Raw genomic sequence first — 24,383 nt, 5'->3', positions numbered from 1 at the left:
GAAGCGTCTCCTTGTTCTTTAATTACGCATTTCTTTCGCCAGTTCCAGGATTTTGTCCAGTTCAACAGTTTGCTCCGTAGTCAGGGCCAGCCTCCGTGGATCGTTCATTTCTTCTTCTGTCATCCTGGGAAGCTTTCCCAAAACCGGAAGCCCCGTCAGCTTTTCGTAGTAATACAGATTGCCTTTCTCCAAATCTCCCGCTGTTTCTTCATTCCATTCGTTCACTATAAATCCCAAAACCGGAATACCGTGCTGCTGACAGTAATAGGAAGTCAGCACCGCGTGATTAACATTTCCCAATATCGGTTTTACTACAATTAAAACCGGAATGCCCAGTGCTTTAAAATAGTCCTTCACCAGAAACTCTTCCGTAATCGGCGCCGTGATACCTCCAATACCTTCCAGCACGGAAACCTCATGACCGGTCATACAGGCCTTCGCGCCTTCAATCATTCTTTCCGGCTGAAGTGTTACGCCTTCCAGTCTGCTGGCTTCTGCCGGAGCCAAAGCAGCTTCTAATATTACAGGAATCACTTCCTTGCGCAATGTGTCAGGATAACCCGCACATTTCATCTGGAACTCCGCATCTGTTGAAATCAGTTCCCCATCCTGCCGCCGCACACATCCGGAAGCAACCGGTTTGAAAATGCCCGGTGTAATTCCACGAAAACGCAATGCAGCTGCCAACGCCCCTGTCACCACGGTTTTTCCCATTTCCGTATCCGTTGCTGTAATGCCTATTGCAAGCAAACCCATACCCTCTTTCTTTGGTTTAATAGATGCCTTCACCATTTGCCCTGCAACGTTAACTGCGCTTTAGGCATTGGTTTACGTTAAAATTATAAGGCGGAATCGCAAATACGTCAACTTTATTTTCGAATAGGTTGACGTTATTTTTTTAGAATAGCAAAAACACCGGGTAATAAAAACAGGACGCATCTCAACTCAAACAAGTTGAAAGCGTCCTGTTTATTTATGCCTGCCGGGAGAATCAGTTTTCTATTACTTGCTTTCTTTCCCAAACCATTTTTCGTAAATCTTGTCGTATTCCCCGCTGCTTTTCAGTTCCGCGAGAGCTTTGTTGACTTTCGGTGTCAGTTCTCCGTGCCGGCGCATCACGATGCCATACGTTTCTGTTTCAAACGTATTTCCAACAATCACTGCATCCGGATGATATTTGTTAATGAAATACCGGGCAACGGGCTTGTCGATGATGATGGCTTCCACAGACTTATCCTTCAGGGCGCGGAAAACTTCTTCGTTGGTCTTATAGTTCCGGACCTTTTCTCCGGCCAGCTGCTTCGCTTTTTCTTCCCCGGTTGTCCCTGTCTGGACGGCAACAGCCCGCCCCTTCAGGTCTTCCGGTTTTCGAATTGCGGTGTTCCCTTTATCCACTACAATAACGAGCCCCGAAGTATAATAAGGCTCGCTTATATCTACGATTTTTTGCCGGTCCGGCGTAATCGTCATACCGGCAATGACCAGATTCAGGTTCCCGCGTTTGACAGCAGGGATCAGTGCCTCGAAGTCCATGTCCAGGATTTCGACCTGCATATCGAGTTTTTTTCCGATCGCGCGGATCAGATCCATATCAAAACCGGCAATCTCCTTGCTACCCTTCTCTCTGAATTCAAACGGCGGGAATGTGACTTCCGTCCCGACTTTCAGCACCTTAGGGCCCTCTGCTTTTTTCTCTACACCGCAACCTGCGGTAACGAAAAGTGCCATCAGGATACTGATGAAGCACAATAAATATTTTTTCATTTTCTTTGCTTATGATCCAATCTCCTGAAACGTGACCGGATCTTCCTTTCTCCCGGATTTGCCCGGGGTTTTACAGCCAGAAACAAATACGGCCGGATACGTTTATCCCGATTTTCCGCTTCGGTTTCTACAAGTAAAATTTATCACAGTTTCGGCAGAAACACAATGAAGAAGTTTCTTTTTTACATTTTGTTATTTTAACTTTTTCGATTTAGTGATATAGTTATCGTAAGTAAGCCGCATCCCATTTTCAAACGCGTAAAGCCGTTGAAAGGAACACATTGTGAAACAAACCAATCAACCCGGATAACCGGGGGAAAGGAAAATCCGGCCTCCCTGAACGAAACGCCGGATTACAATACGTTTATGAAAACAAGAAACGGAAAACTCATGGCAGGGTTCCTGATCCCCTCGCTCCTCGGTATTCTTTTATTTATGGTACCGATAAAATACAATGACAACTGGACCATCGTAGTCAAAATACTTGCCGATATGATCGGCACGGCATTGGGCGATTACCTGCCGCTGCTGTGCGTCGCCATCGTAACTGTCTCAGCCATTTTGGGAGTAATTTCACTGAAACGTCCCAGCTTCATTACCACCTACCCCATCATAGATAAAACTTTTTCCGCCACGCCCGTCTGGGCCCTGATCCGGGTCATCGGTGCCGTCTTTATCTGGCTGACGTACCTGAAGGTTGACGCCGGGGAAGATGCCACCGGTATTATCCATATGATTACCATGGCAGACGCCGGGGGCTTCGTACTCACCGAACTGTTATCTGTCCTTGTCATCATCTTTCTGCTGGCCGGACTGCTGCTCCCCTTTCTTCTGGATTTCGGCCTGTTGGAATTTATCGGAGCACTGCTGACAAAAGTCATGCGTCCCCTTTTCACCATTCCGGGCCGCGCGGCGGTGGACTGTATCACTTCCTGGATCGGCGACGGCACGCTGGGCGTCATGCTTACTGCCAACCAGTATGAAGACGGCTATTATTCCGAACGGGAAGCGGCCATTGTGGCCACCACCTTCTCCGCCGTTTCCATCACTTTCAGCATCGTGGTGCTGGCCCAGGTCAAGCTGATGGATTATTTTGGGATTTATTATCTGGTGGTCTGCGTCATCGGGATCATCTGCGCCCTGATATTGCCCCGCATCCCTCCCCTGTCTTTGAAAAAGGATACGTTCCTTGTCCCCGGTAAAGCCATGGGGGAAGAACTTCCCGAAGGTTACACCTCTTCCTGGGACTACGGTCTGGACCTGGCCTGCAAGCGGGTTGCGGAATACAAAGGACTTGAACAGTTCCTGGAAAGCAGTCTGAAGAATGCCGCCGGCATGTGGTTCGGCGTGCTGCCTGTCGTCATGTGCATCGGCACCCTGGCTTTGGTTCTGGCATTAAACACCACCGTTTTTGAAACCCTGGGGCTCCCCTTTATGCCTTTGCTGAACCTGTTGGATATTCCCGAAGCCGCCGCCGCATCCAAAACCATGGTGGTGGGATTCACCGACATGTTTACCCCGTCCATCCTGGCGGCCAGCACCATCACCAGCAACATGACAAGGTTTATCGTTGCGGTTGTATCCGTCACCCAGCTGATTTACCTGTCCGAAGTGGGCGGCCTGATCCTGGGTTCCAAAATCCCGGTGAACCTGCCGGAACTTTTTGTCTTATTCTTAGAACGGACGGTCATCAGCCTTGTTATCGCTTCGGCTTTTGCCCATATGATATTTTGAAAAGATATACCACAAGGAACGTTTCAAACCCGTTCCAGCCGGTCTGCTTTCTGCCTCTGGGGAAGGAATAACGGCACATATTCGATAAGTATGTTGGATGTTTCCAGCCCGAACCACTGGAACGGATTCCCGACGAAGCGGCGGATTGCATATTTCGCACGTATCAGCGCATTATCCACTTCATCAATATCCCCTTCCTGCGGCATCATTTTCCGAATCAGGCAGAATTTGAAAGAACCTATGTCCGAAGGCCCGTAGATGGAATGCTGCCGATGCTGTTTCGGCAATTCGCCCGATGCCAGCAGATCGCTCACGACCTGCCTCAGATAGATGTTGACGCTGGGCCTTACCTTATAGCCGAGATACAGATTCACCCGGAAGATGTAATCCGTTCCGAAGGTTTCCACCTCATACTGCTTCTGATACGGTTCGTTGGTGGTATTGACACTGATAAACCAGTAGGCGTCCGCCCGCTTCGGATCTTTATCCAGAATCGAATACAGGATATCCCGGTCGATTTTTTCCGGGTCTTCCCCTTTGACCAGATACACCACATTATGGCTGCATAACGGAATGGATTCATCGTTCTGCAGTTTTTTAATGGCTGCCAGATGTTCCCGCATATTCAGGAATGTGTTTTGCGCCATTTCAACCTGCGTCCCGCGGTACCAGGCGAGCATAATAAAGAGAACTCCCAGGGAGATAATAATGGCCACATAGCCGCCCACCACGAATTTTCCCAGACTTGATACGAAAAATACGCCTTCCAGGGCAAAGAAGACCAGGCCGAATACAGAAGCAGCCACCGGGTGTTTATGCAGCACGCCGATATAAACACAAAACATAATTGTCATCATCAGCATACTGATGGTAATGGCCAGACCGTAGGCGTTTTCCATCCGGGACCCGCTGCGGAAGTACAGAACCACCAGCGCACAGAAGAGCCACAGCGTGTTGTTGACAAAAGGAATATAGATCTGTCCTTTCGTATCTGACGGATACCGCACGTTTAAATGGGGCATGAGGTCCAGGTTGGCAGCCTCATGCACCAACGTATAGCTGCCGCTGATCAGGGCCTGGCTGGCAATGATCGCAGCCAGCGCGCTCAGCAGGATCGCCACCGGCCGGAGAACCTCCGGAAGCATCATATAAAACGGATTAAAATCCTCCAAAGCCCATAAGGCCGGATTGGTATGATTCTGAATGATCCAGGCGCACTGTCCCATATAATTCAAAATCAGACAGATTTTTACAAAAGGCCAGCTGACGAAGATGTTGTTGCGGCCCACATGCCCCATATCCGTATACAGGGCTTCCGCGCCGGTGGTACACAGGAATACACTTCCCAATATCAGGAAACCTGCTTTATTGTGGGGACTGAGCAGGACCTGTACAGCATACAACGGATTAAATGCCCGTAAGATTGAAAGATCATTAAGGGTCAGCCAGGCGCCCGTGATGCCCAGAAACAAAAACCACACCATCATAACCGGACCGAACAGTTTGCCGATGGAACTGGTCCCGCTCCGCTGAATCAGAAACAGAACACTGATAATCACCAGCGTGATCAGCACCACAATATGCTCCCCGGTTCCCAGCATAGCGTCCACCGCTTCAATACTGCGCAACCCTTCTACTGCCGTTGTGACAGTAACAGCAGGGGTCAGAACGCCGTCGGCCAGCATGGTACAGCCGCCGATCATCGTAGGGATGATCAGCCATTTTCCGCACTGACGGATCAGACTGTAAAGCGCAAAGATCCCGCCCTCACCATGGTTATCGGCCCGCAGCGCGATCAGCACATGCTTGATCGTTGTCAGCAACGTGATTGTCCAGATTACCAGTGACAGCGAGCCGACAATAAACTCCTGATCCACATGGCCAAGCCCGCCGTTTCCTTCGATGATGGATTTCATTACATACATCGGGGACGTGCCGATATCGCCGTATACGATACCGAGCGCTACAAGGAACATCCCCATACTGAATTTATGTTGGTGTTCAGTCTGATTCGACTGCATATTATCCCCCCCTGAACCAATTATATAACAGCCTGCATGAAACATCTCTTAATATTAAAAGTTTTTATGTTATTTGCTGCGTTGCCAGTCCCCGGTGATCCAATAATAATCACAGGGCATAATGTCCGCATTAGCAATAGCAGCACTGCTGATTATATTCGTTTTCGGATAGCCGAATACGATGGCTGCCGTATCTTCCAGCAAAATCTTCTGCATATCAATAGTCATCTGTTTCTGTTTTGCCGGATCCGGTTCCACGGACAACGCTTCGCTTAGGGCATCAAATTTTACATTGCTGTAGCCGGATGTATTATGCGGATTGTTACCGTTTGTATTTGATTTCCAGTACATATTCATATAATACAGCGGGCTTCCTGCCTGCAGCGTCATACCCGTATGGATCAGCATGTCGTAATCACCGGATTTTTCTGCCTGCTCCACCGCATTGTAATCTTCCGCTTTGATATTGATCTTTATCCCGACGTTTCTGGCGTCTGCCTTCACCGCCTCCGCCAACAGCGGCAGTTCAGCCTGGCTGGTGTAAATCGTAAAACCGATTTCCAGGTTTTTTCCGCCTTTATCCACGATGCCGTCTCCATTGGTATCTTTCCAGCCGGCTTCTTTCAGCAGTTTCTTGGATTTCGCTACATCCCGCCTGCATGCATCCAGCTTCATCAGTTCATTGTAACCGTAGCCAAGACCCGGCGCCAGCACAGGCCCGCCGGGGATAAACGTATCCCTCAGCAGCACCTTGCAATAAGCTGGACGATCAAGACAAAAAGCCAGCGCCTCCCTGATTCGCTGATCGGCCAGCGGGCGTCCCGGCTGTATATTGAGCCGGGCCAAAACGGAATTGAGGGAATTCCTCTCGCTGATGCGGAACGCATTGGCGTCCTTAAACAGGTTGAGATCGCCGGAAGAAATACCGGCCGCAACGTCCACTTCCCCTTTCTTCAGAGCCATGGCACGGGTATGAGGATCATCGAAAGACAGAATCTCTACTCCCTTAAAAGGAACCGGCCCCTTCCAGTAATGGGAATTGGCCTCCATGACAGCTTTGTCACGGGCGAAAGACTTGACTGTATACGGACCGGTGCAAACAGGACCCAGGTGCGGAATATCCCTGTCCCTGACAGATGTATCCACGATGCTAAACCGGGGATCACAGAATACGCCCGGCAAACCGGGCAGCGGTGTTTTTGTTCTGACGGTCAGGGTCTGCCCTTCTGCTTTCATGGAATCTATCCTGGCCCAATCCGATGCCTCCACAGACAGGGAAAGAGTCCGCTCTATGGAAGATTTAACTGCTTCGGCCGTCACTTTATTTCCATTGGAAAACATCGCTTTATCGTTGACCGTAAAGGTCCAGGTCAGTTTGTCAGCGCCAACCTTCCAGCTTTCCGCCAGCCAGGGAACCACCTGCATGTCTTTGCCAAACTTTGCCAGCGTTTCCCCCAGGCCGTAACGGATCACAGTCAAACCGCCTGTCTGACTGGCAGACTCCAGATTGTCCGCAAAGCCGGCAACGCCGACCTTCAGGATTTCTTTCTGGCTGTTTTTTTTCTCACCGCTGCCACAGCCAGCAACTGCCAGCATGAACAGCCCGGCTAGTGCCGCAGCTGCCGTTTTTTTCCAAATTGCTTTCATGGGATTGCTTCTTTTCCTTTTCACAGATCAGTTTACCGGCGTTGGAACATTGCCCGGATTTCTTTCATTTCGTTTGTTTTCGTCAGCGCAAGCTGCAATAAAATTTTTGCCTTTTGCGGGTTCAGAAGTCCGCTGGCAATGAATCCATTCCTTACCGTCATTTCCTCAGACAGTACCACGATCCCGCCGCCGCAACGGGTAGCAATCACCACCGGCACACCGGAAGCAACCGTTTCCTTAAACAATCCTGCCAGTTTTTCCGGCACGCTGCCGTTACCGCAGGCCGCATACACCAATCCCCCGGCTCCATCCTGCAGAGCCGCCTTCACGAACAGTCCGTCGTCGCCGCCCACGCAGCCGTAGATAATTCTGACTTTAGGAAGCTGCGTAAGATTATTAACAGAAAAGTACCGTTTGTTTTCCAGGCATACACATGCCTCATTTTTCGCCACACCGGCTTCCTGTCCTGACGCTCCACGCTGCTTTGTTTGGAGAACGCATACTGCGCCGCACTCATTCCAGAAAACCTTCCCGTCTACGATAACGCCTGCAGGCCCGCCGCCCGGTGACCGGAACGCTTCCAGCGCATTCACATTGACCTTGGTAACGGTTTCCGCTGCGTTAATCTGCCCGTTCATCACCACCAGCACGCCGCGCCCTTTCGCGCTTACATCTGCCGCAACCTGTACTGCCTGCCAGATGTTCATGGGCCCGTCCGCGCTGATGGCCGTAGCAGGTCGCATTGCGCCAGTCAGAACGACGGGTTTGTCCGTCTTTACCGTCAGCTGCAGAAAATACGCCGTTTCTTCCAGAGTATCCGTGCCGTGGGTGATGACGATGCCGTCCACATCCTTCCGTTCTGCCGCTTCCTCCACACGCTCCGCCAGCTGCAGCCAGATTGCTTCCTGCATATCCTTGCTGTCGATATTGCACAGCTGCTCGCCGGAAAGCTTCGCCAGTTTGTCCAGTCCCGGCACGGAAGCAATCAGCTGTCCAACCGTCAGTTCCCCTGCTTTGTATCCTACCGTGGCGGCCGCTGAATCCGCCCGCCCCGCGATGGTGCCGCCGGTTGCGATGATATGCACATTTGCTTTTTGTTTCATAGCGTTTCAACCTCTTCCAAAATCTACTGTACGTTTCTGAATGGTTTAAATCTACTTTATTATACCATAAACTACTTCGATTAAGAAAAAGATGCTACACAAATCAAAAAATCCGGTATCAGACTGTTTCTGACTGATACCGGTTGTATTGATTATCTGTGTTATTAAAAGATGATGTTCAATTAACAAAACACAAATTATAGAAACCCCTCTTAAATGAATTACTCAATGGCTATTATCTTCCGTCCGCTTCTTTCGTTCATAGTAATCTTTTACTGCCGCCTGAATGGCTTCCTCCGCCAACACGGAGCAGTGCAGTTTATGTGAGGGCAGGCCGAGCCGGAAGATGCGCAGATTCCCTTATCGTCCAGCAGCAGGAGGAGGCTCTCGCCTTCAATTCCCTCAAAACAGAAACTGACATTGCCCGGCAGCCGTTTTTCCGGATCGCCGTTCAACACGCTGTGGGGAATCCGGGAAAGCCCTTCAATCAGCCGGTTCCGCAATTTCAGTACCTTTTCAGTGTTTTCTTCCATATGGGCGCACGCCTCTTCCAACGCCATCGCCATACCCATAATCGCCGGCACGTTTTCCGTACCGCCCCGTTTGCCGCGCTCCTGCGCCCCGCCTTCGATAATATTGGTCAGCGGGATCCCCTTTCGCGCGTACAGTACGCCGCTCCCTTTGGGACCGTGGAACTTATGGGCGGACAGGGACAGCATATCGATGTGCTGCGCCACTACATCAATGGGCAGATGCCCCGCCGCCTGCACAGCGTCAGTATGGAATAACACGCCTTTTTCTTTGCAGATTTTTCCGATTTCCGCAATGGCCTGGTTATCCGCTTCGCTGCCGCCGGAGGTAAAATAGATTTCCCCTGCCGTTGCCCCAAAGCACGCCGCGATCCGTTCCCGTGCGGACTGTAGCGCTTCCGCAGCCCGCTGCCCATGCACGTACAGGCTGGACGGATTGCCCCAGATCGTTTCCATGTACGGCAGCATCGACTGAATGGCCGCAGGACTCATCTTTGTCGTCGCCGCATTGTCGGCGTAGATCATATGGTTATGCAACTTATCTTTTTCTTTCATGAATGTCACCCTCATTCACCCCTCTGTTATAGCGCAGACACTCTTCCAGATCTTCAGTCCCTTCCTTCTGCGTCTATTTGCCTGCAGTACCCCGGCTTCAAATTCTTCAGTTATAGTTATAGCACCTATTTCATACTATGTCAATGGGTTTTATATGGTTTTATTGGACAATAATACATAATAAAAAACTGTACCGCACCGGCCCGTTGGCCGTTAAACGGTACAGTTGATCATTGATATAATTTGAAGGCGGCGCCTGGATTTGTTTTCGCCGCATCGTTACCCATGAAATTAAGGAAACACTGATTAATTCTTTTGACTGAGGATGGCGTGCAGCCCGTCCCTCAGTTCCCTGAAATGCTTTGGAAAATTCTCCGAGCCTTCCGCTCTTATTTTTCTGTCACCATTGACTGTGGCCTGAAGAGAAAACATGATCCCGTCCCTGACGTGTTTCGGATGCCGGCCATGGAAACCATCCCAGGAAATTAGCTCGCAGTCGTTCAACAGCTTCAGTATCCTTTCAGCGCTGCACACCGTTTTTCTCTGAGGCAGGCGCCGGTCCTCCTCTTTTTCGTACCGTATCGCATATTCCACGACTTCGGCGCCACTGTCTTTCATCATGATTTCGTATTCGGTGGTAAAACGCATACCGCTCAGGCGAAGCGTGACAATCTCAAAAGATGAAATTGTTTCAGCCGGCTTTTCTGTACCAAACATATGTGAAACAGATGGAAATGCCATCAGCGCTGCAGCTAATAACAGGAGGGTGAAAACCCGTTTTACATTTTTTCTGTTCATTTTGATTCCGCCTTTTTTATTACTAATCCGCGATTGATAGAATTATAATAGGTAGAAACAATCCGTTTAACGATGCACCCGCACATGTTCAGGTGGGTGCATTTTTGCACACCCCCTTAATATCAACCTTTGAAGAACCTTTGAAAATCATAGGTTCCTCCTGTCAGACTCGAACATGTATTCCTAATCGGTTATAAATTAAAATACCAAACGCTGTATGTTCCCGCGTTGGTGCCTGTAGGGATGGATGTGGTATTTTCCTGAGTCAGCCTTCCGCATATTTCACTTCCATGCTGGCAATCCCGACCGCCCGGATTCTGTTGTCCCAGCAAATAAAGATTTGTTAACGTTGTAAAAAGAACAGCCCCTCACTGATTAAATCATATAGTAATCGGTAAGGAAATAGGTCCTATCCCAATCCACGATCTTGACCTCCGACTCCTTTGCGGGATGGATGTCGAATTCATCCAAAACCATCACCTGCTTATTCTCCAGGTCATAAAGCGGCCACTCATGCGCCTTGCCGTCAGGGGAAATATCTGCACTGAGAGAGGGATTGCCGGTCTTTGCAAATTGGATCCACATCCTACGCAGGGTCTTCGAGAAAGCCTCATCAAATATTCTTCCTGTTATGAGATTCTCTTCTGGATGGTTGAATACGGTGGAAATCTCTATGGTATGCGCGCACCGCATCTTCGGCACGGAGGATTCCGGCGTGAAGTAATAGGTGTAGGATTTACCGCCGCCCGTGGTCTGGTTCTCCGACAGCCTGATCAACGGAGCCTTAAACATAATCTGCTCAAACAGGCGGGTTACGGAGGCGTAATCAGGACTTTCGTTCTTCGGATCGCTGCAAAAGCTTTCTACCAACGCTTTTTCTTCCTCCGTCAGCTGGGCAAGCTTTTTCGCCTTTCGGTCGGCAGCAAACGTGCTGTAGACCTCCGGTCCCAAAACGAACGCAAAATATCCCCCTTCGTCCTTGTTGCAGCCCTGAAGAATGTCGATATCCTTCGCAGCGCCCCCGGCAAACTCTTCATACGGGTTCTCGGGCAGGTAGCTTCCGTCCCTTTCCGGGAATATGCGCAGCCCGAGTATGCTGCCAGATGCTTCTATAAGCTTCTCAGTAGGTACCTTCTGCAGGTCGGCAACGGTTTTCAAACCAAGGAGCTCCATCAATTCATTTGTGCAGGCTATGGCCTCCTCCGTGGATCGCGTACCAAAAAGTGCGCCGCTCTGGGCGATGATACGATGAAAATACTTGTGAGAACCCTCGATCAGTGAAAGCAGGCATACGCTGCATCCACCCGCGGATTCGCCTATGAGCGTCACGTTGTCGGGATCTCCTCCGAAGAAGGCAATGTTCTCATGAATCCACTTTAGCGCCTGCATCTGATCCATCATCCCCAGATTCTGCGCATCCGGATAGTCCCCCCCGTCCGGCAGATGGGAGAGATGGAGGAAACCATAGACATCAAGACGGTATTCGATTGAAACAAATACGATATCCTGATTCTCCTGAACATATGCGGTGCCCTCCTCCCTCGGTTCTGCCGTGGAGCCGGCCACAAAAGCGCCGCCGTGAATCCATACGATGACCGGCTTCTTTTCAGTGCCTGTGTCCACCGACTTCCATACATTCAGATACAGGCATTTCTCACTTGCGGGGTAAAGGGAGCCGATCTGAAGAGGATCCACGCCCTGAGGGGGAACTGTCCCAAAATAATGCGCCTCGTACACGCCATCGTCCGGAACTGCCGGCACCGGAGCCTTCCAGCGGTATTCTCCTACAGGCTGTTCGCCGACATACGGAATACCCCTGAAGGCGATAACATCCCCCTTCTTCTGTCCGACGAAGATGCCGTTTATGCACTTGACCGCCAGGGACTCGTCATAATTGCCATTGATAATTTTCTTGTTCTCGCCGTACAACGACCGCATTCGTACAGTTGCCTCCTGAATGTGTGTGGATGAAATACTCATTCTTTTCCTCCTCGTTAGAAAAATACAAAGGACACAATAATAACCTTCGAACCTGACAGGGGATACAACCCCTGTCAATCATGTTAATCAAATATGTTGCGAAATACCATTGACAGTCTCATTATAACTATATTGTTTATTATATCAAAACTATGGTTTCCTTAATTAATTATAACAAATCAGCCACAGATTTTGAACCGTAGCTGTAAAAAGAATCTTTGCGCCTATGTTTAGGAAATATCCTATTCATTCTCTTCCATAAATTCTTCTTCTGTTATCCGTTCAGCATTATTCAAATCAAAATCCACAACCTGATTCTTTTTATATATTTTGCAATAGCAACACAACGTATCTTTCTTTTCCCAGTTACACACTTTCCAAGCTTCATGCCTTTATCTCCGTCCCATCCTTGAAACTGACCGTGATCTCCTTGCGTCTGCCGACTGTGACGAATTATCCATCAATTCCACAAGCACCGCCATTTCATCCGCCAGCCTGTTCTTTTCTTCCTTCAGTGCCTCATCTCTTGATGATGTAGCAAAAAAGGTAAAAGAAGCCATCAAACCCATGATCTATCCGGAAGTCAAGAGAGAAATACTGGGAGGAAGAGATGTAATCAGGGTGGATTTTTCCGGCAAGGAGAAGCCCTATTCTTCTTTCGGGAGATATTACAAAAGGGTATTTGACCGGACAGAAGAAATGACGCCAGATGAATTGAAAAGAATGATGGCCGAAACAGACAGGTCGTCTCATTGGGAGAACAACCTGACACAGTATGGTCTTGATGCCGTTGACAAAGATTCTCTTGAAGAATTCTACAAAAGGGCCGTCTCATGCGGCAGACTGGAGGAAATGGCTGCATATAATGCAGAAGAACTGCTCACCGGACTCGGGTTGTACGAGCAGGGGAAACTCACAAACGCCGGTTACTACCTCTTTTCGAACAAAAAGCCTGCTGTGCTGAAGCTGGCTGTCTATGTCACAGATGAGCGCATCAACTTCTCCGACATTGGAAGGATTGAAGATAATGTTTTCAATCTGATCCGCAGGGGCTTTTCCTATATTAAGGAACATATCAACTGGCGTGTAGAAAACGGAAACGGCACCTCGCGAGTTGAAGTACCTGAGATCCCGGTGGAGGCCATACGAGAGATTGTCGTGAACTCTTTCGCGCATGCCGATTACAGGGGCATCAGCGAGAACGAAATCGACATCACTCCAACAAAAGTTGAAATTTACAACCCGGGACAATTCCCAGCCGGTCTGTCCCCGGAAATGTTTGCCAGACAGCGGATCCGCTCCATGCCGAGAAACAGGGTGATCCTGAATACCCTGTACAAGAGTAAGGACGTTGAGATTTTCGGCAGCGGATTCAGAAAAGTTTACGCCCTCTGTGATAAATTCAGCATCAGGATCGAGGCAGCATTTGAAAACTATGGCTTCGCCTTCATTTTTTACAGGGACACGTATCAGGAACATGTCACTCAAAATGTCACTATAAGTGTCACTGATCACGATAAAGAAGTAAAGATTCCTACCGAAGCAAGGGTTTATATGCTGCTGAAAGAGGATCCAACCCAGACAAGAGAGTCACTTGCGGAAAAGACCGGGCGAACTGTTCGGACAATTCAGCGAGCATTGGACAAACTGTCCGTCGCTGGAAAAATAAGAAGGATTGGATCCAACAAAACAGGCTATTGGGAAATATTCTGAAGTTGAGATCAACAATTTCAGCAATGCTGGAACAAGGGTGTGCATATTATTTACTTTGTAAGACACTCATGGTTTCCTTCCACGTAGCATTCAAAAGCCGCCTGCGGGGCAATAACGATAGGTTTATTCTGTCCCTCATCTTCCTATGCCCACTTAAAGCCGGTTTTTTAGTGATTTTCCCGAAATCCGTGAAGGCAGGATGTTATCGTTATTTCTTTTCCTTCCTGGTTCCTAAAAGAGAAAAAAGGCCTGTTTTTCCGAAAAAGTACAAAAAAAACCGCGGGGTTTACCCCACGGGTCATAACGCCATCTACATTTTCCGTACCGCAAAATACAGACTGGCAGCGGCTATCACATATGCGATGTTCCGCTGCCGTTTTATTTTACGGAGCCGGAACCGTTCCTCTTCTTCGTACTGTCTCAATAATCTGTTGGCATTCTGCAATGAGGATTCCTGCCCTTAACGAAAGCCCTTAAAAACATTCTATCAAATACGCATACTTTTACTCCGTAAACAACGGGGTTGAATAGTAACGGTCGCCGCTGTCCGGCAGCAGGGCCACGATGACCTTGCCTTTGTTCTCCGGACGTTTTGCCAATGCAATGGCACCATGCAGCGCCGCGCCGGAAGAAATGCCTACGGAGATTCCTTCTTTTTTTGCCAGAAGTTTTGCCGCTGCAAAGGCGTCCGCGCTTTCCGCTTTAAATACTTCGTCGTAAAGTTTGGTATTCAGCACTTCCGGCACAAAGCCCGCGCCGATGCCCTGGATCTTATGGGCGCCTGCCCTGCCTTCGGATAACACAGGGGAATCCGCCGGTTCCAGCGCCACAACTTTCACATTGGGGTTCTGTTCTTTCAGATACTCGCCGGTGCCCGTTACCGTACCGCCGGTACCTACGCCCGCGATAAAGATGTCAACTTTGCCGTCGGTGTCGTTCCAGATTTCCGGGCCGGTAGTGGCTTTATGAACGGCCGGGTTGGCCGGATTTACAAACTGACCGGGAATAAAGCTGTTGGGTATCTCCTTCGCCAGCTCATCCGCCTTGGCGATGGCGCCCTTCATGCCCTTCGCACCTTCCGTCAGCACGATTTCCGCGCCGTAGGCTTTCAGTATGTTGCGACGTTCCACGCTCATGGTTTCCGGCATAGTGAGAATGATGCGATAGCCTTTGGCCGCCGCGATAGATGCCAGACCAATGCCCGTGTTGCCGGAAGTAGGCTCAATAATTACTGCGCCCGGTTTCAGCAGGCCTTTTGCTTCCGCGTCTTCGATCATGGCTTTGGCAATGCGGTCCTTCACGCTGCCTGCCGGGTTGAAGTATTCCAGCTTCACCAGAATGGTAGCTTCCAGGCCTAACTCCTTTTCAATATTGACAACCTCTACCAGCGGCGTGTTGCCGATTAATCCCAGGGTTCCTTTGTAAATCTTAGCCATAACGTTTCCCTTCTTTTCTATTCTAAATTCAGAAGTTTCCTACGGAAGCGTCGGTAAACGAATCCGTGCTCTTTTCTTCTCAGACATAGTTATAGAACTTATTTCATACTATGTCAATATGAATTAGGAATTTTGTTTTCCAACAGCCGCAAACCCGTTTTCCAGATCCGCGATGATGTCATCGATGTGCTCCGTGCCGATGGAGAGACGAATGGTGCTGGACGAAATGCCCTGATCTTTCAGTTCCGCTTCCGTCAGCTGGGAATGGGTGGTGGAAGCCGGATGGATCACCAGGCTCTTTACGTCCGCCACGTTGGCCAGCAGGGAGAAAATCTTCAGATTGTCGATGAACTTCCACGCCGCTTCCTGCCCGCCTTTGATTTCAAAAGTAAAGATGGAGGCACCGCCGTTGGGGAAGTACTTCTCATACAGCGCATGATCCGGATGTTGCGGTAAAGACGGATGGCTTACGCTTTCCACCAGCGGGTGCTTACTCAGATATTCCACGACCTTCTTTGTGTTTTCCGCGTGGCGTTCCAACCGCAGGGACAGCGTTTCCACACCCTGCAATAAAAGGAAGGCGTTGAAAGGAGAGATACAGGCGCCGGTATCCCGCAGCAGGATTGCGCGGATATAAGTTACGAAGGCAGCGGGGCCTGCCGCATCATAGAAGGACACACCGTGATAACTGGGATTCGGGTCCGCGATGTTGGGGAATTTGCCGCTCTTCTTCCAATCGAATTTTCCACCGTCTACGATAATACCACCCAGAGTGGTACCGTGTCCGCCGATAAACTTTGTAGCGGAATGAATCACCACGTCCGCACCGTGCTCAATGGGACGAATCAGGTACGGGGTGCCGAAGGTGTTGTCGATGACCAGCGGCAGACCGTGCTTATGGACAATTTCCGCTACCGCATCAATGTCGGGAATGTCGCTGTTGGGATTGCCAAGGGTTTCCAGATAAATGGCCCGGGTATTTTCCTGAATGGCATTTTCAATTTCATTCAGGTTGTGGGCATCCACAAAAGTTGTCTTAATACCGTAAGCAGGTAACGTATGTTCCAGCAGATTGTAACTGCCGCCGTAGATGGTTTTCTGGGCTACAATGTGGCCGCCATTGGCTGCCAGCGCCTGTACAACGTAGGTCACTGCCGCTGCGCCGGAAGCCACTGCCAGTGCGGCGCTGCCGCCTTCCAATGCCGCCAGCCGTTTTTCCAGCACGTCCTGGGTGGAATTGGTCAGGCGTCCGTAGATGTTGCCGGCATCTTTCAGACCGAAACGGTCCGCCGCATGCTGACTGTTGTGGAATACATACGAGGTAGTCTGATAAATCGGTACAGCCCTTGCGTCTGTCGCCGGGTCTGCCTGTTCCTGTCCAACGTGTAACTGTAAGGTTTCAAATTTATAGTTTGCCATGATAATCTCTCCTTTTTTATTTATTTATTCATTCCCGCTTTGTCAGCGTTAACAAATCGTAAGGCGTTTCCTGATACACCATGTTCAGCCAGTTTCCATAAAACAGGTGAGCGTAACTGCACCACTTGAACACCGGCTGTTCGGTACTGTCGTTGTCCGGATAATAATATTCCGGCAGGTCCGGATCCATCCCTTTCTTCTTATCCCGGATGTACTCGGTGGCCAGGGTTTCCCTGTCATATTCAAAGTGCCCCAGTACAAAGACCCGGCGCATATCCTCCGTACAACAGATGTTGATGCCCCGCTCCAGGGATCGGGAAAGTACTTTCAGATCCGGTGTGGCGTCCACCGCCTGATGGTCGATATCCGTGTGGCGGGACTGAGGGATGAAATAACGGTCATCGAAACCCCGCAGCAGCGGATGATACTTCACCGTCAGCCCGTAAGGATAAATACCGGACAGCTTTCGAGACAGCACGTGCTTCCGGATACCATAGTGGTAATACAGTGTGGCCTGAGCCGCCCAGCAGAGGGAGAGCACAGAGAATACATGACTCCGGGCCCACTCTATGTAATCCACCAACTCCTGCCAGTATTCCACTTCTTCAAACTCGAAGCATTCCACCGGCGCCCCCGTGATGATGAAACCGTCGTAGTACCGGTCTTTGATGTCCGCAAACTCCAGATAGGCTTTGTCCAGATAAGTATTATCTGTGTGGGTGGTTTCCCGGGACACGGTACGGGCGAAGTTCACTTCAATCTGCAGCGGGCTGTTGCCCAGCAGCCGCAACAGCTGTAGTTCCGTGGGTTTCTTCAGGGGCATCAGGTTCAGGATCAGGATTTTCAGCGGGCGGATATCCTGGGTTACGGCCCGCTGTTCCGTAATGGCTATGATTCCTTCTTTTTGCAGATTTTCCACTGCAGACAGTTCGTTTGTAATTTTCACCGGCATACGCGACTCCTCCCTGTGGCTTGTGAAGATTCCATTCGCATTATTATTGCTGTGCAACACGGTGTGATGTTCTTCCTGCTACCAGCCTGCACTTCTTTGGTACAGGACAACCGGAAACTAAAAAATGCTTCCGCCCCAATGGGACGAAAGCATCGTGTTACCACCCATATTCACCGGACGCTCACACGCCCGGCCTCCTCGGGTACGCGGGATGTGATCCTCATACCACGAGCAGCAATTGTAAAAACAACAAGACCAGCTTCTCGGGTACGCGGGACTTCTCCTTGAATACCCCAGCACGGTAACGGGTGCGCCCGGACGGTCTCAATTACTTCGACCGGTCAGCTCCAAGGCCATCTTCGGCAAAGTTCCCTGCGCTTTCTTGCACCGGTATGAAAGCTCTCTGTGGCAGTTTCCTCTGCGTACTCTTCTCTTCACAGCCAAATCATAGTATTTAACTTGTGTTTAAAAATAGCAGAGGAAAAGAACAATGTCAAATAAAAATTCAACTTTTTTAAAAAATAATTATTATTTTGGTCTAACTGTGACGAATGTTACAAAATTAAGAGATACCGGACCAAAATCCGATATCTCTTTAATTTATATCTGACAACCAACTGTCAGTATCCCATGTCCTCGTCAATCAACACTACTTCCATATCCATATGGTTCATCTTGCGCCAGTAAATAGTCTGGGCACTGCAAATACGCTGTGGGCTTCGGCAGTCATAGCAGTGATCCATCTTAAAAGCACAGGGTGTTTTATATCCATGGCGTTTCGCATTCATCGGCGCCGCCACATTCCGCGCGCGGAATGCCGCTTCTTCCAATGTGGGACAGATTTTATTGCGGCTGATGACAAAATACACCTTTTTATGTCCATACAGGGAACCGGCGATTCGGTTGCCCGTCCCGTCAATGTTCACAATTTCCCCGGTTTCTGCCAGCCCATTGGCAGACAACAGGAATATTTCCGTAGTGAGGCAGTCCCTCGCGGTAGAATAAAAGCCTTTCCCCTCCCTCGGGTATTTTGGATGATACACATCGTTATGGCTTTGCAGTTTTTCAAACAGATGCATCTGCAACAATGTTTCTGAATCACCAAAGCCCACCGTCATACCGTCAATCTTCCCGTTCAGATATTCAGCCGCTTCCTCCGCTGTAGCAAAACAACTGACCTCGTAGCCCCGTTTTTTCAACGCTTCAGCCGTTTTTGTAAGATCCATGAGACATCCCCCCCTCTTTCATTTAGCGCCCGGTCCAAATAAACCGGAGAGATTTCTTCCTTACAGCCTTACCATGTCCCTTGTAATTTCCGCCAGGGTATGGGCGCCGCACATTTCCATGGTATCTTCCAGTTCTGCAGCCAGCTTTTGCGTCAGCACATGAATCCCTTCCGCGCCGGCTCCGTATACAGCTGTTACATAAGGCCGGGCAATGATAACCGCGTCCGCCCCGATGGCCAGTGCCTTGAAGATATCCACACCGGAACGGATGCCTCCGTCCACCAGGATCTTCATATCACCCTGCACCGCGTCCACGATTTCCGGCAGTACTTCGGCCGTAGCGGGGCACTGATCCAGCACCCGGCCCCCATGGTTGGATACCACAACGGCAGAAGCACCGGCGCGTTTCGCCTTCAGCGCGCCTTTGACCGTCATGATGCCCTTCACGATAAACGGCACACCGGCGTTGCGGATGATGTCCGCCAGCTCGCCCTCAGACTTGGAACCGGCAGAAGTGTTCAGTTTCTTCAAAAACGGCAGGCCGGCCCCGTCCACGTCCATGGCACAGGCAAAAGCACCGCTGTCCTTCACACAGGCAAATTTTTCCTCCAGGGTTTCAGGGCCCCAGGGTTTTACCGTAGGGATCCCCATGCCGCCGGCATTTTTTATGGCGACGCAGGCCGATTGCATAACCGTAGCATCCGCCCCGTCGCCGGTCATGGCAACGATTCCCTCGGCAGCGCAGCCGGAAACCAGCACGTCATTATAAGTCGTATCCGTATAGGCATCACTGTAATGGACAGCAACCAACCCTACCGGACCGGCAATAATCGGATATTTGAGACGCTTGCCAAAAAAATCCAGGCTCATGTCTACAAGCTGCCGTTCCACCAGCGTGTCCATGTTGATACGGATTTCCTTCCATTTTTCATAATTACGAATCGCCGTATCCCCTATTCCCTTAGCACCCGGCCCGGGCATCTTGTTCCCGCAGGCCCGGCCGTTACAGATCAGGCAGCCTTTACAGTTCGCTCCCAGCCGGGGACGGGCTTTTTCCATCAGTTCAACGTAATCCATGCTGATTCCTCCTTGCTTTTTACTGCTTTTTCTTTGTCTGGACCGCTTCATTGGCCGCTTCTTTCGCCGCCTGCTTCGTTGCCTCTTCTACTTCGGTTAAAAATTCGACAAAATTGGTTATTTCTTTGATTTGCCACTCCCCATTGTACAGTTTTGCCATCCGGAAATTCACATTGAAATCCTTATTTAATTTATGATTGTGCAAAACAACCGCTACGTCTGCTGTGTTTCCGTCGTTCACCGCAACCGAAGCATCTTTGATCTTCAGGTTGGAAACATCCACCCTATCCTTCAATTTTTTCAGAAGAGGAATTGCGTTTTCTTTTTTGTTCTTCTTTTTCGCTGACTTGTCGTTCTCGGTTTGGGAGGTCTGTCCGTTTTCAATCTGCGCCGGCTGAGCCTTATCCCCGGAAGGGACTTTCCTGACTGATTCCAGCGTCGCATCCCGCAGCGCATGAACGGCCGTCGGCTTCACAAGTTTTAAAATCCCTGCCGTAAAGAAATCGAGGCCGATACTCTTTTTGCCTTTTACTGCCGAAACGATCAGGTCATCGATGCCTTTGCTGTAAATATTGTCCAAATCCACATGCTGTTCAAAGAGGACGGTATCGTGGCCCTGCACGGCTTTATGTATCTGGTACAGTGAATAGTGCGGGGTTTTCACTACGTACAGGAAGAAGAATGCACAACCGATTGCCACAAGAACCAGTATCGCCAGTCCGATTCTTTTAATAAGCTTGGGCATAATTATCCTCTCCATTCTTTACTGTTTTGGGCAGCCTGGTTTCAATCACGTCCTGAATCTGTTTGCCCACCCGGGTTATAATTTCCAGCGTAACAGACTTGCTGCCTACGCCGCCGAAGGCCGACATGGATTTCGCCGATTCCGTATATGTTTTCGTATAAACATACCTGTTATGATTAATATCCACAATCCGGAAAGGCAGGGAAGTATTGGCAATTTTTCCTGCTGCAAGAAGGCTCCCCTTGTCCTTGACCTGCACAGGATTCACTCCCAGGTAAAGGAAGTAATCGACACCGCTGTCTGTCAGTGCGTCAATGATGTCGCTGCGTTCCGCGTCCGCAATATCTTCTATACCAATCTCCGCCAGTTTTTCTTTACAGGTTCTGCCGTCAATCAGTTCGTAAGTTCTGACAGGCAGCGCTGCGTCCAGATATTCAAACAGTTTTTTATCAATGGTTTTGTCATATTTTGTTTTGGCATTGTTCTCATACACAATAGCCACCACCGGTCTGCGGTTTTCCCCACGCCGGCCCGCTTCTTTCATTTGCTGATCGAAGATCCTGTCTGCCTTTTTCTGTGCGGCAGGCGTGTTCCCCACAGCGCGGATCCGTTCCACAATATCCCGGTCCTCCCATTTCGCGAATGCTGTCGCACTGGAAAGAAGCATTGCAACGGAAATCAGGAACATTATAAATTTTTTCATTATTATCCTCCGCCTTTCTATGCTATGAATCCTGATATGGACTATGATTTGCAGTAATCATTATATCATATCCGTTTGAAATCTGTACATCCTTGAAACGATTGGAAAAAGGATATGCGTTGGCGGCATGATACATGACATTTGCCAGATAAAACATAACGATGGAATACAACGTAAAAACCGGTACCGGATTGTTAATCGGAAACGATTCTTCCGTCAATCCTGTACCGGTCTTGTGTATTGATCATGCTTTCAGGAGCAGCTTCTGTTCCGTAATCTGCCGGGCAAGCTGGTTAAAATCATCATAATACAACACATGTACCACATAATCCGGCTCAATCAACTCAAAAATTTTTGTTACCGCCGGATCCGTAAAGGGTTTATGCTGGTCAATGTTGCATACATGGCTTAACAGCCGGGCGTCATTTTCCAACGACGGGATCATCCGGGGAGACTGTCGCTGGTATTCACCGGACAGGGAGCAACTCAAATGTACCCCCTTAATATAATGCCGGAGTTCACCCATATCTTTAAGAATCTTGCAAATATAGTCGATGCCTTCCCGTTCGCTCTGCAAATCAGGGTTTGTATTCAACAGATGCCCTGTGTCAAGCATGAGGCCAATATTATTAAATTTGATTTTTTCCAGAAATTCACCCGTCTGCTTTGCACTTTGCAGCGTCAGGCCCGGCCACCATGAATTTTCAAACAGCACCTTCGTATCTTCGGGTACCTGGTCACTGACCCGGTTGAATACCCGGGCCGCCATTTTGATCACTTCCGCATTTGTATGGTCAAAATTCCAGGAATATTGCTCCGCCGGGGAGACTTCCTCTACCCTGTAGACCAGATACTCCGGTTTTTCAATCAGGGCTGCCTGAATATTCCGTTTGATCTGCAGAAGCCAGGCCCGTTTCTGGGTACCGCCGTAATAGTCCCGGAGCGCATCATCGCTCCGGAAAATCTGATACAGACGGTCTTTATTGTCTTTCCACAAATCATACCAGCAGGACCAGGAACGCAGATGCGCACCCACCGCCACATTGTCAAAAGGACGCATGTACGGTTCGCTGCGGTATACCAGAAGCTCGATTCCATTCAACCCCAGCATCGCCAGAAATTCTTCCAGCGATTTGCCGGTCCGCCGGATGGCTTCCTCATACCCCGGAACAGTAGAATAATTAAACAGCTGTTTCACAGTTCTCTCTCCACAAAATTTGGATCGAGGCAGTGCGCATCACACATGCCTGCGGCTTGCCTTTTCGTGTGCACTGCCTGCACGTAAAACTCATAAGTAAAACCCGGCCTGTTACCATTCAAAGGAACAGAGCCGGGAATAATGTTAAAACGCGTCAATTCCGCCGAAACCTGCTCCCCCGACAATCCTGACGTTTTCCACGGAGAACGCATCCATGATGTCTTTCAGGTGTTCTTTTAACAACAGGGTACGCAGACGTTCGCTGCCTGTAACAATCAGCAGGTTTTTATCCGAACGGTTGATATTCTGCAACACATTAAAACGTTTCGCAAAGGTTTCGCTGCCGACTTTTTCTTTCAGCTTCGCAAGGCAGGCTGCGATTTCCGGCTTTTCACCGGCCATACGTTCTTCCAGCGGAATGAACTCCGTAGAGGTTAATTTCGGGTTTTCCACAAACTGCGCGTCTTCTTCCAGACGGCCCTGACGGGCTAACGCGACTTTTTCACTCACTGCCTGCATAGAAATAGGCTGAATAGCGGACATGTTACATTACCTCCTTAACTGATCAATGATACGGTCCAGGCGCGCCGTCAAGGCCGGCTCCCTGAAAAACACAATCCCTGATAAACGCCGGAAGCATGTACCTGTGAGAGAGGAAGAAACGGGCAAAATGCTGCGCATCTTCAAGCACAAGCTTGTTGAAATAGTAATTTTATTAGTAATAATTACTGTTTTACGTCCGATTTAATAATACAATTATTTTACAAAAATGTCAATCAGATTTCAGAGCAGACGGCCTTTGTTTTCAATCATAACGGGAACTTCATCTGCTTTGTTATTGATAATAATTATTGAAAATTAAGGAATCTGTGATTCAATACGTTTGCGTAAGGAGACGTTGAATTTTTTTTAATTCGCAAAAACTATTTACGACAGTCAGCCTGTTGGATTATAATAGTAGTAACAATTGGCGCAAGCGAGCAAACGGCGCCACAGATGAAACAGCACAGAAAAACAGCACTGTGCGATACCAAGCGGGGACGCCCCGATTTAGAAAACAGGAGGAATCAACATGAACGAAGCGAAAGCAATGGAAGAAATGAAACGGCTGAAAGGCACACAGACCGAGAAAAACCTGGCAGCAGCCTTTGCCGGCGAATCCCAGGCCCACGTAAAATATACGCTGTTTGCCCGCCAGGCGGAAAAGGACAGCAAGATGAGCCGCCAGATCGCCGATGTTTTGGATGAAACGGCCGCCCAGGAACGGGCCCATGCCAAAATCTGGTTCTGGCTGTTAGGCGATTTTTCCAAATCCACGGCAGAACACCTGAAAATGGCCGCGGACGGGGAAAACGAGGAATGGACCTCCATGTATCCGGAATTTGCCAAAACCGCCAAAGAAGAAGGTTTTGAAGAGATCGCCTTCCTGTTTGAGCGGGTTGCGGAAATCGAAAAGCGCCACGAAAAACAGTACCGCCTGCTGCTGGCAAATGTGGAGAACGAAAAGCTGTTCAAGCGGGACGAGAAAAAACTCTGGATGTGCGCCAACTGCGGCTTTGTAGCGGAATCGGTGGAAGCGCCGGAAGAATGCCCCGTATGCGCCCATCCCAGATCTTTCTTTGCGATTAAGGCAGAGAATTATTGATACAGTTTTCAAAAATTCCTTGACGAAATTCAAACAAAGTGTTACTATGCAACTGTAAATTGCAAAAGGAAACAGCGCGCAAACCTTTTGTAGATTTATAAATCAACACGTACGAGACATCGGCGTCTGATTGTGAA

22 protein-coding genes are annotated in these 24,383 nt (G+C 49.3%); 3 read left to right on the top strand and 19 right to left on the bottom strand.

What is annotated here, in order from left to right; genetic code table 11:
* Positions 1-18: 18 nt before the first annotated feature.
* Both bioD and ACZOWY_RS02630 read right to left on the bottom strand, forming a co-directional pair.
* Positions 19-750 (bottom strand): dethiobiotin synthase, encoded by a 732-nt coding sequence (bioD, locus tag ACZOWY_RS02635; protein ID WP_484392614.1) that lies wholly within the window; start codon positions 748-750, stop codon positions 19-21.
* A gap of 252 nt (positions 751-1,002) precedes the next feature.
* The gene (locus tag ACZOWY_RS02630) at positions 1,003-1,764 is read right to left on the bottom strand and encodes a basic amino acid ABC transporter substrate-binding protein (protein ID WP_484392613.1); all 762 of its coding nucleotides are present in this window, start codon (positions 1,762-1,764) and stop codon (positions 1,003-1,005) included.
* A gap of 366 nt (positions 1,765-2,130) precedes the next feature.
* Here ACZOWY_RS02630 and ACZOWY_RS02625 point away from each other — a divergent pair, with 366 nt between their 5' ends.
* Positions 2,131-3,498 carry a YjiH family protein gene (locus tag ACZOWY_RS02625; RefSeq protein ID WP_484392612.1) on the top strand — a complete coding sequence of 456 codons (1,368 nt, stop codon included), beginning with the start codon at positions 2,131-2,133 and terminating at the stop codon, positions 3,496-3,498.
* Positions 3,499-3,521: 23 nt separating this feature from the next.
* Here ACZOWY_RS02625 and ACZOWY_RS02620 read toward each other — a convergent pair whose 3' ends face one another.
* The 8 genes from ACZOWY_RS02620 to ACZOWY_RS02585 all read right to left on the bottom strand — a co-directional run bounded on the left by ACZOWY_RS02620 (position 3,522) and on the right by ACZOWY_RS02585 (position 12,692).
* Complete coding sequence (locus ACZOWY_RS02620) at positions 3,522-5,519, bottom strand: KUP/HAK/KT family potassium transporter (RefSeq protein WP_484392611.1); 1,998 nt, start codon at positions 5,517-5,519, stop codon at positions 3,522-3,524.
* Between the two features lie 69 nt (positions 5,520-5,588).
* Entirely contained in the window at positions 5,589-7,166 is a 1,578-nt protein-coding gene (locus ACZOWY_RS02615; protein ID WP_484392610.1) for an ABC transporter substrate-binding protein, read from the bottom strand.
* Positions 7,167-7,198: 32 nt separating this feature from the next.
* Positions 7,199-8,269 (bottom strand): asparaginase, encoded by a 1,071-nt coding sequence (locus ACZOWY_RS02610; protein WP_484392609.1) that lies wholly within the window; start codon positions 8,267-8,269, stop codon positions 7,199-7,201.
* A 225-nt stretch (positions 8,270-8,494) separates the two neighbouring features.
* Positions 8,495-8,575, bottom strand: a complete 81-nt coding sequence (locus ACZOWY_RS02605) for a hypothetical protein (protein WP_484392785.1) — start codon at positions 8,573-8,575, stop codon at positions 8,495-8,497.
* Entirely contained in the window at positions 8,542-9,354 is an 813-nt protein-coding gene (locus ACZOWY_RS02600) for a cysteine desulfurase family protein (protein ID WP_484392608.1), read from the bottom strand. Before ACZOWY_RS02600 ends, ACZOWY_RS02605 begins: the two co-directional genes overlap by 34 nt.
* A gap of 306 nt (positions 9,355-9,660) precedes the next feature.
* Complete coding sequence (locus tag ACZOWY_RS02595; protein WP_484392607.1) at positions 9,661-10,152, bottom strand: ubiquitin family protein; 492 nt, start codon at positions 10,150-10,152, stop codon at positions 9,661-9,663.
* A 375-nt stretch (positions 10,153-10,527) separates the two neighbouring features.
* The gene (locus ACZOWY_RS02590) at positions 10,528-12,132 is read right to left on the bottom strand and encodes a carboxylesterase/lipase family protein (protein WP_484392606.1); all 1,605 of its coding nucleotides are present in this window, start codon (positions 12,130-12,132) and stop codon (positions 10,528-10,530) included.
* Between the two features lie 392 nt (positions 12,133-12,524).
* Positions 12,525-12,692: a hypothetical protein gene (locus ACZOWY_RS02585; protein ID WP_484392605.1), complete on the bottom strand. Its 168-nt coding sequence runs from the start codon at positions 12,690-12,692 to the stop codon at positions 12,525-12,527.
* Between the two features lie 7 nt (positions 12,693-12,699).
* Here ACZOWY_RS02585 and ACZOWY_RS02580 point away from each other — a divergent pair, with 7 nt between their 5' ends.
* Complete coding sequence (locus ACZOWY_RS02580; protein WP_484392604.1) at positions 12,700-13,845, top strand: ATP-binding protein; 1,146 nt, start codon at positions 12,700-12,702, stop codon at positions 13,843-13,845.
* A gap of 503 nt (positions 13,846-14,348) precedes the next feature.
* On the opposite strand, the gene cysK is transcribed toward ACZOWY_RS02580, so the two are convergent.
* From cysK to ACZOWY_RS02535, 9 genes are all read right to left on the bottom strand, one after another.
* Positions 14,349-15,281 (bottom strand): cysteine synthase A, encoded by a 933-nt coding sequence (gene cysK / locus ACZOWY_RS02575; RefSeq protein WP_484392603.1) that lies wholly within the window; start codon positions 15,279-15,281, stop codon positions 14,349-14,351.
* A gap of 123 nt (positions 15,282-15,404) precedes the next feature.
* Positions 15,405-16,700 (bottom strand): O-acetylhomoserine aminocarboxypropyltransferase/cysteine synthase family protein, encoded by a 1,296-nt coding sequence (locus tag ACZOWY_RS02570; RefSeq protein WP_484392602.1) that lies wholly within the window; start codon positions 16,698-16,700, stop codon positions 15,405-15,407.
* A gap of 28 nt (positions 16,701-16,728) precedes the next feature.
* The gene (locus tag ACZOWY_RS02565; protein WP_484392601.1) at positions 16,729-17,652 is read right to left on the bottom strand and encodes a homoserine O-succinyltransferase; all 924 of its coding nucleotides are present in this window, start codon (positions 17,650-17,652) and stop codon (positions 16,729-16,731) included.
* 620 nt (positions 17,653-18,272) lie between these two features.
* On the bottom strand, positions 18,273-18,878 hold the full coding sequence (locus ACZOWY_RS02560; protein ID WP_484392600.1) for a lactate utilization protein: 606 nt from the start codon (positions 18,876-18,878) through the stop codon (positions 18,273-18,275).
* A 60-nt stretch (positions 18,879-18,938) separates the two neighbouring features.
* Positions 18,939-19,955 (bottom strand): alpha-hydroxy-acid oxidizing protein, encoded by a 1,017-nt coding sequence (locus tag ACZOWY_RS02555; RefSeq protein WP_484392599.1) that lies wholly within the window; start codon positions 19,953-19,955, stop codon positions 18,939-18,941.
* A gap of 19 nt (positions 19,956-19,974) precedes the next feature.
* On the bottom strand, positions 19,975-20,700 hold the full coding sequence (locus tag ACZOWY_RS02550) for a hypothetical protein (RefSeq protein ID WP_484392598.1): 726 nt from the start codon (positions 20,698-20,700) through the stop codon (positions 19,975-19,977).
* Positions 20,684-21,403, bottom strand: a complete 720-nt coding sequence (locus tag ACZOWY_RS02545) for a hypothetical protein (protein WP_484392597.1) — start codon at positions 21,401-21,403, stop codon at positions 20,684-20,686. Before ACZOWY_RS02545 ends, ACZOWY_RS02550 begins: the two co-directional genes overlap by 17 nt.
* Positions 21,404-21,647: 244 nt before the next feature.
* Complete coding sequence (locus ACZOWY_RS02540) at positions 21,648-22,601, bottom strand: TIM barrel protein (RefSeq protein ID WP_484392596.1); 954 nt, start codon at positions 22,599-22,601, stop codon at positions 21,648-21,650.
* Between the two features lie 144 nt (positions 22,602-22,745).
* Complete coding sequence (locus tag ACZOWY_RS02535) at positions 22,746-23,144, bottom strand: hypothetical protein (RefSeq protein ID WP_484392595.1); 399 nt, start codon at positions 23,142-23,144, stop codon at positions 22,746-22,748.
* Between the two features lie 529 nt (positions 23,145-23,673).
* On the opposite strand from ACZOWY_RS02535, the gene rbr reads away from it, so the two are divergent.
* On the top strand, positions 23,674-24,246 hold the full coding sequence (gene rbr / locus ACZOWY_RS02530; RefSeq protein WP_093730041.1) for a rubrerythrin: 573 nt from the start codon (positions 23,674-23,676) through the stop codon (positions 24,244-24,246).
* The last annotated feature ends 137 nt before the right edge of the window (positions 24,247-24,383 follow it).

The sequence above is a fragment of the Succiniclasticum sp. genome (genome assembly GCF_056977735.1).
This window is presented reverse-complemented; position numbering and strand designations above follow the sequence as displayed.